Raw genomic sequence first — 12,978 nt, 5'->3', positions numbered from 1 at the left:
GACCAATGAAAAAGCTTCTCCGGCTCCTGGTTCTTCTGCTGACGCAACCCGTTTGGGCACAGGCCCCGCTGGACCTTAGCCAATCGGGCTTACAGTTTGATGACGAAGCTTATCTGAAAATCGAGCAGAAACCGGACAATGTGCTTTACAAAGCCCCGCTTCCCAAAGCCTTGTCGTACGAGAAGTACCTGCCAAGCATTGAACGACAGGGCGATTATGGCACTTGTGTGGCCTTTAGCTGCGCCTACTACACACGCACCGTTATCGAGGCCATTCAGCGTGGCCTGACCAAAAAATCCGAGATCGACCAGACGCGGTTTTCACCAACCTATCTGTATGCCCACCTGAAATTACCCAGCGATGTGACCTGTCAGCGAGGTGGCACGCTGGACGAGGGCTTGACGGTTCTTAAAAAGTACGGCGTTCCCTTTTGGTCAAATCTTGCTTATCCACAGTGCCTCAAAGACGTCAAATCGTACGACGAGCAGGCATCTCGCTTTCGGATTCGTCATTTCGAACGAATTTTCACTTTTGCGACCACGTTTCAGAAAGCGCAACAAAATCGCAAGGAGTTGGAATCTGTCATTCGAGATAATGTTCAGAATGTTAAACTAGCGCTGGCGGGCGGTTATCCCGTACCGATTGGCATGATGATTCCCCTGTCGTTTCAGGCCGTTTCAACGGATACGTGGACACCTGGCCCATCGGATACCGATGATTTGTTCGAAGAAGTTAAGTCGGGTTTCAAGCGCCATAAGTTGTTTGGTCACGCGCTTACGGTTGTGGGCTATGACGATAAGCGTCAGGCGTTTCGGGTAGTCAACAGCTGGGGGACGCGCTGGGCAGACAAAGGATTGTGCTGGATCAACTACCATGATTTCGGCTTGTTTACACGCTACGCCTTTCGCGTTTACCCGATGGAGTTACCGCCCGTCAAGACCATTCATCTACCTAACCTTGCCGGTACGCTTTCCAAGCCCAAACCTGCTGGTTTCTCTGAACAACCTACAACCAGGCAGGCCAGCGTAACGATGCAGTTAGTGGATGGGACGCTCATGGCCGCTCGTCGCCTTAATTCCAGTCTGACCACTGATGGCGGGATGAACAAGGCAATCGATGAGTACCGTCTCGTCAACGCTTACCCGTCCGGCACGCGCTTTAAACTAACCGTAAACAACAGCAAGGCCGCTTACGTATATGTGATCGGAACGGACCAGACACAAAAGCTGACGCGGCTTTTTCCGTATACCGACAAGTTCAGCGCCATGATAGCGCCCAAAGAGTCGGCGGTACTGCCGGGGCCGACCAAACACATCCGCCTTGACAACAATCCGGGTCAGGAGTATTACCTGATTTTGGTTTCGGAAAAGCCTCTTCACCTCGGTCGGCTTATCTCTAAAATGAGCCAGATTTCTGGCAGTTTATCGCAACGACTTACGCAAACGCTCGGTGATCAGCTGATGAACAGCCGCGAAATGGATTACAGCCCAGAACAAATTAAAGTGGATACGCCCATTGATTCTACGGGCAAAATAATTCCGCTGCTTATCAGCCTGACGCACAAACCATAATCCCTACAAAGGGACATTTTGCCTACTCTTTTGCCCAATTTTACTGGCTTACTTTCAATCAAAACAGGGTTACTAAATAAGTAACACACTCTTCTTGTGCCTTTTGGTAGTAAATAGCCGCCAATTGTCAACGAAAACGCGCTTAGATGGGTTAATACCGTGGTTTTTTAGCCAACCGGGAGCCGTTGCGTATAGAAATAATGGTTGGCCTCCGATACACTTTACACTGTAACGGCATAAATTAAAACCCAAACCGTTCAAATCAGTTATTGAACTACCCGACAAGTATTATTGTCCGCGATTGAATGCAGTCTGATACTACCAATTCCGCCACCAAGTCATCCAGCAAGCCCGTCGTTACCCGGCGACTGGACAAGTTTTTCCTGAACCTAGCCGATGTCGCGGCTTTTGTCGGACGCTTCTTCCAGGAAGCGTTTGTTCCGCCCTACGAGTTTAAGGAGGTCGTCCGGCAGTGTTACGAAGTCGGCTACCGCTCGCTACTACTGATTTCGACCACGGGCTTTATTACAGGCATTGTCTTTACCAACCAGTCGCGCCCTTCGCTGTCTGAATTTGGGGCTAGCTCCTGGTTGCCTTCGCTGATTGCCATTGCCATTGTCCGGGCTTTGGGGCCACTCGTTACGGCTATTATCGCATCGGGTAAAGTGGGGTCGAGTATCGGGGCCGAGCTGGGTTCGATGAACGTTACGGAGCAGATCGACGCGATGGAAGTATCCGGAACGAACCCGTTCAAGTTTCTGGTGGTCAGCCGCGTGCTGGCAACGTCAATCACCGTTCCGATTCTGACCATGTACACCATTTTTGTTGCGCTGCTGGGGGCCTTCATCAATGTCAATCAGAACGAGCAAACCAGCTTCATATCCTTTTTCCAAGAGGTTTTCGGTGCTATCTCCTACGTCGACATTTTCGCGTCGCTGGCCAAGTCAATTGTGTTCGGGTTTACCGTTGGCATGGTTGGCTGTTACAAAGGCTACCACTCGTCGAAGGGAACCGAGGGAGTCGGTAAAGCGGCTAACGCATCCGTTGTGACCGCAATGTTTTTAGTCTTTATTGAAGAATTATTATCGCTTCAAATTATATCAGCTATTCGGGGAAGCTAGTTTCCACGGCTGAATCCTATTTTTACCACCATGACGCCACAAAACGATCTTGTTATTAATATTCACGGTCTGAAAAAGTCCTTTGGCGATCTGCATGTACTGCGTGGCGTTGATCTGGAAGTAAGTAAGGGCGAGAACATGGTTGTGCTGGGCCGGTCCGGTACGGGGAAGTCGGTACTGATCAAAATCATTATTGGCTTGCTGAAACCCGATGCGGGCAGCGTTATCGTGCTAGGGCAGGATGTCGAGCAGTTGCGCGGTCATGATCTTGATCAGTTCCGACAGAAAGTCGGCTTTTCGTTTCAGAGCAGTGCTTTATACGACAGCATGAGCATCCGGGAAAACCTGGAATTTCCGCTTATCCGAAATGTGCGCAACTTAACCCAAGGCGAAATCGACCGTGCCGTCGAAGAAGCGTTGGACGATGTTGGCCTGTCGCAAACGATCAATCAAATGCCCTCTGAACTGTCGGGTGGGCAGCGCAAACGGATTGGTATTGCCCGTACGCTGATCCTCAAGCCACAGATCATGCTCTACGATGAGCCTACAGCCGGTCTTGACCCGATTACCAGTATTGAGATCAACAACCTGATCAACGAAGTGAAAGACCGCTTTAAAGCAACATCCATCATCATTACGCACGATTTGACCTGCGCCAAAACCACCGGCGACCGGGTTTCTATGCTGTTGGATGGCCGTTTCGCGCGGGTTGGAACGTTCGATGAGGTGTTTGCCGATCCCGACGAACGGATACAGCAATTTTACAATTATAACTTTGTGAATTAAACAGAATCCTGGATTAGTGGTTGGTGATTAGTGACGGGTTCAACCACTTTATTTAAGTCACTATACACTATATATGAGTACAGAATCGACTAAACGCTCTGTCGTTGTTGGCGTATTTGTTCTGCTGGGTATTATCATCTTCGTTGCGGGGGTGTTTGTGCTGGGCGGACAGCAAAAACGCTTCACAAAAAGTATCCGGCTGATTGCCATCTTTAAAGATGTTGGCGGACTTAAGGCAGGCAACAACGTCTGGTTTTCAGGCGTAAAAGTAGGAACCGTCAAACGGGTAACCATCAACAGCAACGCCCAGGTAGAGGTCGATATGGATGTTGAACAAAGTTCGCAGCAGTTTATCCGCAAAGATGCCACTGCCGCGATCAGTTCCGACGGGTTAATTGGCAATAAAATCGTTGTCATTGCCGGTGGCACAAACAGCCATCCCGAAGTAGAAGAGGGCGACCGGCTGCAAACGCAGGCTGCGCTCAGTTCAGACCAGATTCTGGAAACGTTGCAGGAAAACAACAACAACCTGCTGCGGGTAACCAACGACTTTAAGGAACTGGTGGGCAATCTGCGGAAAGGAAAAGGGACCGTAGGTGCTGTGCTGACAGATTCAATGGTAGCCGACAACTTCAAGCGGGCGATGGTCAACCTCGAACGGGCGTCGGTCAATACCGCCAAAATAACGGGCTCGGTATCACAATTCGCATCTAGACTCAACACACCGGGTACATTGGCAAACGAACTGGTCAGTGATACGGCAATTTTCCGGCGGTTAAGCCGTTCGGCTGGCCGACTCGAAAATGCGGCTACTTCGGCGGATGTGGCCGTTGGTAACCTGCGTCGCACAACCGATAACTTCAACCGCGCTTCGGAAAAGCTAAACAACAACAATACCCCGCTGGGTGTACTGCTTACGGACCAGGAAACAGCCAATAACCTCCGGACTACCCTCCGCAACCTCAACACGGGCAGCGCTTTGCTGAACGAGGATCTGAAAGCGGCCCAGAGCAATTTTCTCTTGCGAGGTTTCTTTAAGAAAAAAGCGAAAGCAGACGCTAAACGGAGCGCTGACAGTACAGCGGCAAAACAATAATCGCTGCTTTTGTCACCACTTACGGCTTACGTTACTCAATAAAATATACTAGGTTTTGCCTTGGTGCGTTTCATAGATGCACAGACTACCTGCCCTTGCCATCCGTTACTGACATTTGAGCAGCAACCTTGGCAAGGGTAGTGTCTTTTTAGCCTACTGACAAACGACCATGCCACTTCACGTCCGACTATCCTTCGCAGTACTTTTTTACCTGGCTGCGGTAGGCCGCGCCTGTTTTGGGCAATCGAAAAAGTCGGAAAGCCTATTTCCTACCTACCAGCAAATTAAAGCGAGCCAACCTGAAATAATTGATCAAGTTCCCGCATCGAATACGTTCATCAAGACCACGGCTGCGCGTGTTAATTTGTTTAATTACCCGCCCAAAACCGTCACGTATTACCTCAACGACCAGCCAACAACCGATGTCAAGTACGTCAAAGAGGTGCTGAACAACAAAAGTATTTCGGTAGAAACGATCTCGATTAGCTCACCTACCGAAGATGGCAAGCGAACGATCAGGATCCGGTACGAAGCGCTTTAGCGTGCAAGCGATGCCAGCAACTCCTGCCACGACAGAAGTCCGATAGCCGTTACGGCCAGCACCAACCCGATTTTATTGGCAAGCGACAGTTTCTCCCGAAAAAATAAAGCGGCTAGCAACGCAGCAACCAGGATCACGCCAATGTTATACAATGGATACACAAACGCACCGTTACCCCCAAACTGCGACAAGGCCAGCAGCAGCGTGTAAAAACTCAGAAAATTAGGAACACCAAGCGTCACGGCCCCCATCAGATTGCGAACACGAACGACTTCTTTGCCTTGTACGACCCGTACGACCAGCATGAGTAAACCGGCGGCTACCGCGCCCAGAATTGTCGTCAACGTGACAACAATCGCTTTATCTGACGTGGCGATGTAGCGAATGTTCATGTAGTTTGTCATCGTGTTGGTGGCACCGTAACACAAAAACACGCCTACCGGCAGTAATACGCTTATTCCCAACCGGCGTGGGCGGCCAACGCTTGTAGCTGCTTCCTGTAGAACAGGCGTTTCCACCGCCAGCTCATTTGGTTCCTTTTTGTAGGTGCTTAGCCCAACCGCTACCACCGCCAGAAGCATTCCCAGGTAATTAAGCGCATCGAACGATTTCCCGCCAACCTGAAAAACAAACAGACTAAAGCAGACCGGAATAACAAGCGACAGATTGCTGGCTAATGAGGTCGCCGTGATGCCCATTCGCTGGGTTGACGCTCCCGACAGGATAAAGGTTAGAATAAAGCCAACGCCCAGACCCAGGGCTAACCAGGTCCAGGTTTGCGAAAAATCGAGGCTAAACGACTGCCCGGCGGGTAGCAGCAGATACCCCGTCAGAAAGCAAACGGGATAATTGAAAACGATAGCCTGAAATGTATTGATATCGTAGCGTGGAAACAGTCGGAAGTTGAGTAACAGCACGACAGAAAGCAAAATACTGAGAAACAGAAAAAGCATAAAACGACTGGCTGTCAGATAAATGAACGGGACAAACCAGTTCATAAAATAACTCACCGGATAGCAGTCAAACAATACAAATGAATCCTGGTTTTATTTAAAGTTCTGTTTATCAACGTTATAAAACCAACATAATCATGAAAAAGACCATTCTCCTAGCCTTATTCGTAGCCGGTGGTTTATCGGTACAATCCTGCGGCAGTAGTGAAAAGAAAGACAGTGTAGACCAGGCAGAACAGATTAACGAAGAAAAGAAAACATCGGATGATGACGATTCTGAGTTTGCGGTGAAAGCGGCCAGCGGTGGTATGCTGGAAGTTGAGCTGGGTCGTTTGGCGCAGGAAAAAGCGCAAAATCAGCAAGTAAAAGATTTTGGTGCTATGATGGTTACCGATCACTCGAAAGCCAACGACGAGCTGAAATCACTGGCCGCCAGTAAAAACATCACGCTACCAACAATGTTGGGCGAAGACCACCAGAAACACGTGAACGAACTGACAAAATTGTCAGGAAAAGAATTTGATAAAAAGTACGTGAGCCTGATGGTCGATGATCATAAAGAAGACATTGACGAGTTTGAAGAAGCCAGCAAGGAAGCGAAAGACGCAGATATCAAAGCCTTCGCGACCAAAACGTTACCGACGTTAAAAACACACCTGGAGCGGATTGAAAGTATCCAAAGCTCCATGAAATAACGGGGCTGTAGCCTCAGAAAAGGAGACTGGCCGTTGGTTGGTCTCCTTTTTTGTTTTATTTCACCGAACAATGATGACAAGCTCGCCTATGACCAGACTTTTTTATTCATTACTCTTTCTCTTTGTAGTACAGGCAGTATCGGTGTTTGGTCAGGAAAAGTTATCTGTCTCGGCAACCGTTACACCGCTGTACGTCCATACCGCTTACAAAAACGTTTATTTATATCCCAACAGCGACGGGCAAGTGGTCGAACCTGTTTTCCTGAACGGGGCTATGGGTTCAGTCGGTTACTCCGCTGGCGTAACCGTTTATTACACGTACGCGCCGGGATGGTCGGTAGCCGGCGGATTGCACTACCGTTACCTCCCGACCCGTACCGATCGGTTACCGCTTGCCGGGGAAGGAACGACAATGGTTCGAAGTCGGGCAATTCGAATTCCACTGTCGATCAACTACCGATCATCAACCAAAAAACTATCCCCATACTACACGCTGGCGGCACTAGTCGATTTTCCGTTCTCGTCACGCGTGCTCGCCGTACGCGATGATCTGCCAACGCAAAAACTACGGCTCAATGCCGACGCTGGTCCGGTATTTAATATCATGCTGGGTGCCGGTGCCGTTTATCAATTGAATCCTACCCTTGCGCTAACCGCGCAGCCCACGATTACGTATCGACTGGGCCGATTTGGCGGCTCTCATACGGAAAACCGTACCTATGAGCTTGGCCTTCAGACCCAGCTTATTTATACGTTCTAAGCCCGTTCCTGTAATCGGATTTCGTAAATGAGTTTGCCCACTCATCAACCCTCATGGACCTATCTACACAGTATTCTGGCTTTTCGTACCGCTGGTTTTTCGTATTCCTGTTGATAACTCGATTAGCAGCTGCGCAGTCAACGAACGACGATGGCAATTTTCGCCAACTGGATCAGCGCACTCGTCAACTAATGGACAGCGCTCATGTACCCGGTCTGTCCATAGCAATCATTCGAGATAATAAGCTCGCTTATAGCCATGGTTACGGGCTAACGAAAGTAGATTCGACCCAGCACGTAACCTCGTCTACCGTATTTGAAGCCGCTTCGCTCAGCAAGCCGGTGTTTGCCTACGCTGTTTTGCAACTGGTGGAAGAAGGTAAATTAGACTTAGACAAACCGCTGTACGAGTATCTCCCCTACCCAGATGCTGCCGACGATGAACGGTATCAGAAAATAACGGCCCGTTTGGTGTTAAGTCACCGGTCCGGTTTTCCGAACTGGCGCAAAAACCGGCAGTCGCCGAAGCTATCAATGCTATTTTCTCCGGGTAAGCGGTTTGGTTATTCAGGGGAAGGTTTTGTTTACCTGCAAAAAGTAGTCGAAAAGATAACGGGCAAACCCATTAATGATGTGATGGAAGAGCGGGTTCTGAAACCCCTCGGGATGACCAATAGCGGCTTTGTCTGGAAAGCTAGTTTCAACGCCAATTTTGCGCAGCCTCACAACGAATCGGGTAATGTAGAGCCTAAGTACAAACCTACGCAGGCCAATATGGCTTACTCGCTACATACCACGGCCAACGATTATGCGCGCTTCGTACTGGCTCTTTTGACGCCAACGGGACTAAAACCGGCAACCGTAAGCCAGATGCTAAGCGCGCAGAGCCAACTTCCCAAACGATTTTCCGACTCGACAACATTGGCCCCGGACTTGTTCTGGGGATTAGGAATTGGCCTGGAACAGCCATCGTCCGACACGTACATCTGGCATTGGGGCGACAACGGTGCCTTCAAATGCTACGTCACCGCCCATTTAAGCCGCAAAGAGGCCGTCATCTACTTTACCAATAGTACCAGCGGATTAGACTTTGCGGATGAACTGCTACGGCTAACTCTGGGTGGTCAGCATCCTGCTTTGGGCTTTTTGGGAATTAACTGGCGCGACGAGGTCCGCAAACGAGTCAGTAAGTAACCCGTTACGACAGCAACGCCTTGTTTTCTTCAAGCCACCGCATTCGATAAGCGTTCATTGCCGTACGGCCTAGCTGGCTTATTAGCTGGTAATTAGCGACAATGCCGACCGCTGCCCCCACACCAGGTATCAACTGAGCCATTTTCGCCAGGTCAATGTAATCGCGGTATTCCTGCTGGAAGGTTAGCCAGTCAAACTGATTAATGTCGTTGGGCAACTGGCGGCTGTGTTCGGGCCAATTGACGAGGTACTGATAAATCACCTGCCGTCGCTCCTGACTCGAAAAGGCCAGCTGAAAAATGTACAGGATATAGACCCGTTCGCGGTAGTCGCTCACCGAATGGCCGTAAAGCGCAGCAATCTCAAATAACAGTTTCATTTTCAAGCTGAGCAACAGCGGAAAATCGGCTAGACCGAGCCATATTCCTCCCGCTCCCGTAACACCACCTTCGGCGGCTCCGGCCTTTCGGTAAAAGTCAATACGGCTTATGACCCTAGCTTCCCGCTGCGGCAATGTTGAACCCACTTCGGGCAACCGATTGATGTATTCGGCACCAAACAGTACCGCCCGCGTCATCTGCTTAATCGTCGCTGTAATTAACTGATGTATGCGCTCCGGGATAATGCGATTTATGCGTTTTTGCACCGTCGTAGACAATCGGCCAACCGCTGATGGCGGCTTTTGCATAGCCTGTTGCCAGCGCCTAAGTTCGGTCTGTACAGCTTCTTCGTAAGGGGTCATAAAAGCAATTTTGGCAAAAAAGATGCCACCTCGGCGAATTAAAACGCTCCCGATCAGGTTTTATTAGTATATTCCCCCTCAACTAATATATCCGTCTGTACTTATGAAGAAAGCTGTTTGGCTTCTGGCTGTTCTTGTTGTGGCTTATTTCGCCAGCACCGGTTTTAAATCGACTCATACCGTCGTTGCGGCATCGGAAACAACCAAAACAGCCGCCAAAGCTAAGAGGTTTACCAGACTTGACATTTATGATCAACTAAACTTGGCACAGTCTGGTTTACAAAAAGATGTTTTTGAGTATGCACTGCGGGGATGGCAGAAAATGGATACAACAAAATCGATCTTGTCGATTGTTGATCTAAGCCAGCCATCGAACAAGAAGCGGTTGTACATCGTTGACCTGACCAACAGAAAGCTTTTGTTCAACACGTACGTATCACACGGTCGTAATTCCGGTGATCTCGTAGCCAGCCGATTCTCCAACATTAATTCGTCGTTTCAGAGCAGTCTTGGTTTCTACCAAACGCTTAGTACATACATGGGCAAACACGGTTTGTCGCTCCAATTGAAAGGATTGGAAAAAGGCTTCAACGATAATGTTTATAATCGCAACATTGTACTGCACGGAGCAGATTACGTGTGCGAGGACATTATCCGCAAAACGGGCCGCTTGGGCCGTAGCCAAGGTTGCCCGGCCGTACCTTATGCGCTGTCAAAGCCGATTATCGAAGCGGTAAAAGGTGGTACCTGCCTGTTTGTTTATTCGCCAGACCCTAACTATCTACATAAGTCTGCGTTTCTGGCCGAAGCCCTGACCGATAAAGCTCCACTGCTTTAATTGCGGAGAACCATCAGGCTCACATACTAACTCGTAGAGGGCTGGTCTTTTTAGGCCAGCCTTTTTTAGTGCTATACCTACTCTAGTTGACTGCCGGCTACCCTCAAATCGCCTGTTAGTCAGGTTTGACAATCTGACTAAAGATTATGTTATCGGCGGGGATGCCCGGTTCAAAAACTGACACCACGACCAAGTTCCTCAACGCAATTTGCGAATCAGTAAGCTCTTCCGAATGGGGGTAATCTGGGACCACTAACAGCGCAGCAATTGCTTATTCTTGGCATTAAAAACACGTCGTACACGCTAAAAAAATAGCATATAAGTGAGCTAAAAACGCCTATAATTTTGTTCTATTACTAGAACGTAAACAACTCATTTTAAAAGAAATGCAATCAATAAATCTGCCTCAATTAGCACCCAACGCGACCACTACACGTACAACCCGTCGGAAAGCCAATGGTCCTGCCACGGCGGCTTTGTTGATTCAAATGGCGACCGAAATCCTGGCTGCTTCTCCAACACTTCGCCAGAAAGCAAACATCACCCTGACGGATTTGTCCGCAGCAGACAAAGTGCGTAAAGAATTGCTGAAAAAGTGATAATGAACGGAATAAACCTCGTTCATGCGACGAGGTTTATTGTTCCAGGTGACCGACAAAACTAGCCTGAAAGCAGTTGGCAATTCTTATTAGCTATCAAGCATTTTTGTTACCGTAAATTATTTTCCGTAAATAAATATTGTTTCAATCTTACTTTTAACGATATTCGTACATAGGTTAATCTCATTTATAGGGAGATGAGGTTAGTTCTGAAGGTGATAATGCCAGATTGCACTGCGGTCTGGCATTTTGTATGTATTGACTTTGTACAGCTTATCGGGATTAGAAAGTCGGATTGACATGGCCAGTAACGTGCAAAGAAGCCATGTGCGGAATCCTTAATCAGCTGATTTTTAAACTTTCCTATTAGCGTTGTCTACAACCTATCCGTCCAATAATAAAGTACCTTATTTTAGAACCGCTGGCAGGATATACTCCTCCATCATTCGATCCACTTGCGGGTGCGCATAGGGGGTATTATAAGCGGTTGCCGTTACGACAATCACCAAAGGCTGATTTTGCATTATAAATATTTTATTCCCACCATTTCCAGCGCAGTAATACGTTTCATACTCGTTGCCACCTACGTGGTATTTTTTGTTCCAGAATAGATAGCCATAATGTTCGTCGTTACGACCGGGGATTGCCTTGTATTTGGTAAACGTTTTGGCTACCCATTCAGCTGGAAGAATCTGTTTGTCCTTCCATTTTCCGCCATTTTTGTATAACTGCCCGTACTTCGCAAAATCGAGCGCATTCATTTGAATACCACCGGCTGTACTTACAACGTGCTGCGGAGTATACTGCCACTTGTAATTGCTGATACCCAGCGGACTAAATAGTTTTTGCTTAGCATAACTGTCCAGATTGTCCGGAACAAGCTTGTTTAAGACATCACCCAAAAGGACCACACCCGCCGTAAAGTAGTGCCACTCCCCCTTGAACTTGCCAGGATTGACAGGTAGGTCGAGCACAAACTTTACCCAGTTGGCAGTTGGGTACATTTTCTCTTCGTTCCCAGGTGAATCGATTTCGTTGTCGTCCCCCTCAAAGGCAGAACTCATCGTCAACAGCTCTTTCAGGGTAGTCTGCGCTTTCGCGGTTGAGTAGTTCGGGCAGGTTTTCAGTTGATAGAAATTGGCCAATACCTGATTCTCGCTTTTGAGGTAGCCCTCGTACTGAGCAATCCCCGCTAAACTGGACGCGAAGGACTTTCCCACCGAACGCACGTCGTGCAGTGTGTTTCGATTAGCTTCATTGAAATATTCTTCTACAAGCAGATTACCGTTCTTTATAACGACCACACTGGTGATGTGCCTGAATACATCGGCCTCGATATTACCCTTGAGTTCTTTGATTTTGCGCGTGTCAAAGGGCTCACTAGAAACGGGCAGCCCATTGTAAGGCTTAGGCACTGCCAGCTGGATGTCGGCCAGGTTTAAAACAGGCTTTCGCTTCACGTCCAAGGCTAATTCACCAACCGCAATAGGCTCCCCCACTTTCACATCAATCAGCTTGACGTAGGGTTTAATCTCCAGCTTGAATACATGGTGACCTTCGGTTAAAGCACTGTCGCCCCCGTTGCGCATAAACCGGTTCCAGGCGGATTGGCTCCACCACGCACCTTCATGCTGATTATCAATTAAGGGTTTACTGATTACCGTCTCCCAGTCTTTAATTCGGGCGTAAGGTGCTCCCGGATGCAAATTGCTTTGATAGATCAGTCGGTTATCGACGTAAAATAAAAATTGATAATTACCCACTTTAGCCAGGGAGTCAGCTTGTAACGTAGGGGCTAACGGATGCAGGTAATTGGTTAGTGAGTTGCCCATGAAGACCGTCATGAACAAGTTGCTTTTGTTGGTAAGCTCGTACGTATCGAGAAAATCACTTGCCTTCAGTTCCTCAGGCGGTGTCTGCTTACTCGTAAAAACGATCCTGCCGATCGCGGCCTTATGAACAGCAGATGTGATTCCCTGGCTTTTGACCAGATCGTCCGATTGGGCGTGTAGCCCCCTGCTGGTAACCAGTAAAATGGATAGAAGTAAAAAAGGCCGAATGAACATGATTGGGAGATCGTAAA

The 12,978-nt window shown here is 48.5% G+C and carries 13 protein-coding genes; 10 read left to right on the top strand and 3 right to left on the bottom strand.

Going from position 1 to position 12,978, the window contains the following annotated elements; genetic code table 11:
• Window positions 1-5: 5 nt before the first annotated feature.
• From M0L20_RS17200 to M0L20_RS17180, 5 genes are all read left to right on the top strand, one after another.
• Window positions 6-1,571: a DUF4384 domain-containing protein gene (locus M0L20_RS17200; RefSeq protein ID WP_248478213.1), complete on the top strand. Its 1,566-nt coding sequence runs from the start codon at window positions 6-8 to the stop codon at window positions 1,569-1,571.
• 305 nt (window positions 1,572-1,876) lie between these two features.
• Complete coding sequence (locus M0L20_RS17195) at window positions 1,877-2,692, top strand: MlaE family ABC transporter permease (RefSeq protein ID WP_232562175.1); 816 nt, start codon at window positions 1,877-1,879, stop codon at window positions 2,690-2,692.
• A 30-nt stretch (window positions 2,693-2,722) separates the two neighbouring features.
• Window positions 2,723-3,478, top strand: coding sequence for an ABC transporter ATP-binding protein (locus M0L20_RS17190; protein WP_248478212.1), 756 nt, complete (start codon window positions 2,723-2,725; stop codon window positions 3,476-3,478).
• Between the two features lie 73 nt (window positions 3,479-3,551).
• Entirely contained in the window at window positions 3,552-4,574 is a 1,023-nt protein-coding gene (locus M0L20_RS17185) for an MlaD family protein (RefSeq protein WP_232562173.1), read from the top strand.
• 169 nt (window positions 4,575-4,743) lie between these two features.
• A complete protein-coding gene (locus M0L20_RS17180; protein ID WP_248478211.1) occupies window positions 4,744-5,115 on the top strand; it encodes a hypothetical protein in 372 nt (123 codons plus the stop codon).
• Here M0L20_RS17180 and M0L20_RS17175 read toward each other — a convergent pair.
• Window positions 5,112-6,068, bottom strand: coding sequence for an EamA/RhaT family transporter (locus M0L20_RS17175; RefSeq protein ID WP_248479130.1), 957 nt, complete (start codon window positions 6,066-6,068; stop codon window positions 5,112-5,114). The two genes, M0L20_RS17180 and M0L20_RS17175, sit on opposite strands and share 4 nt — an antisense overlap.
• A 137-nt stretch (window positions 6,069-6,205) precedes the next feature.
• On the opposite strand from M0L20_RS17175, the gene M0L20_RS17170 reads away from it, so the two are divergent.
• From M0L20_RS17170 to M0L20_RS17160, 3 genes are all read left to right on the top strand, one after another.
• Window positions 6,206-6,763 carry a DUF4142 domain-containing protein gene (locus M0L20_RS17170; RefSeq protein WP_232562171.1) on the top strand — a complete coding sequence of 186 codons (558 nt, stop codon included), beginning with the start codon at window positions 6,206-6,208 and terminating at the stop codon, window positions 6,761-6,763.
• Between the two features lie 88 nt (window positions 6,764-6,851).
• Window positions 6,852-7,523, top strand: coding sequence for a PorT family protein (locus M0L20_RS17165; RefSeq protein ID WP_248478210.1), 672 nt, complete (start codon window positions 6,852-6,854; stop codon window positions 7,521-7,523).
• 53 nt (window positions 7,524-7,576) lie between these two features.
• Window positions 7,577-8,716, top strand: a complete 1,140-nt coding sequence (locus M0L20_RS17160; RefSeq protein WP_248478208.1) for a serine hydrolase domain-containing protein — start codon at window positions 7,577-7,579, stop codon at window positions 8,714-8,716.
• Between the two features lie 4 nt (window positions 8,717-8,720).
• On the opposite strand, the gene M0L20_RS17155 is transcribed toward M0L20_RS17160, so the two are convergent.
• Window positions 8,721-9,458 (bottom strand): EcsC family protein, encoded by a 738-nt coding sequence (locus M0L20_RS17155; RefSeq protein WP_248478206.1) that lies wholly within the window; start codon window positions 9,456-9,458, stop codon window positions 8,721-8,723.
• Between the two features lie 103 nt (window positions 9,459-9,561).
• Between M0L20_RS17155 and M0L20_RS17150 the strand changes: the two genes are divergently transcribed.
• Window positions 9,562-10,296, top strand: coding sequence for a murein L,D-transpeptidase catalytic domain family protein (locus M0L20_RS17150; RefSeq protein WP_248478204.1), 735 nt, complete (start codon window positions 9,562-9,564; stop codon window positions 10,294-10,296).
• A gap of 386 nt (window positions 10,297-10,682) precedes the next feature.
• Entirely contained in the window at window positions 10,683-10,895 is a 213-nt protein-coding gene (locus M0L20_RS17145; protein ID WP_248478202.1) for a hypothetical protein, read from the top strand.
• Between the two features lie 407 nt (window positions 10,896-11,302).
• Here the strand turns inward: M0L20_RS17145 and M0L20_RS17140 are convergent, their stop codons facing one another.
• Window positions 11,303-12,961: a serine hydrolase domain-containing protein gene (locus M0L20_RS17140; RefSeq protein WP_248478200.1), complete on the bottom strand. Its 1,659-nt coding sequence runs from the start codon at window positions 12,959-12,961 to the stop codon at window positions 11,303-11,305.
• Between the last annotated feature and the right edge of the window lie 17 nt (window positions 12,962-12,978).

The organism is Spirosoma liriopis, from assembly GCF_023196085.1.
GTDB lineage: Bacteria > Bacteroidota > Bacteroidia > Cytophagales > Spirosomataceae > Spirosoma > Spirosoma oryzicola.
Note: the sequence above shows the minus strand (reverse complement) of the source record. Positions and strands in the feature narration are given on the sequence as shown.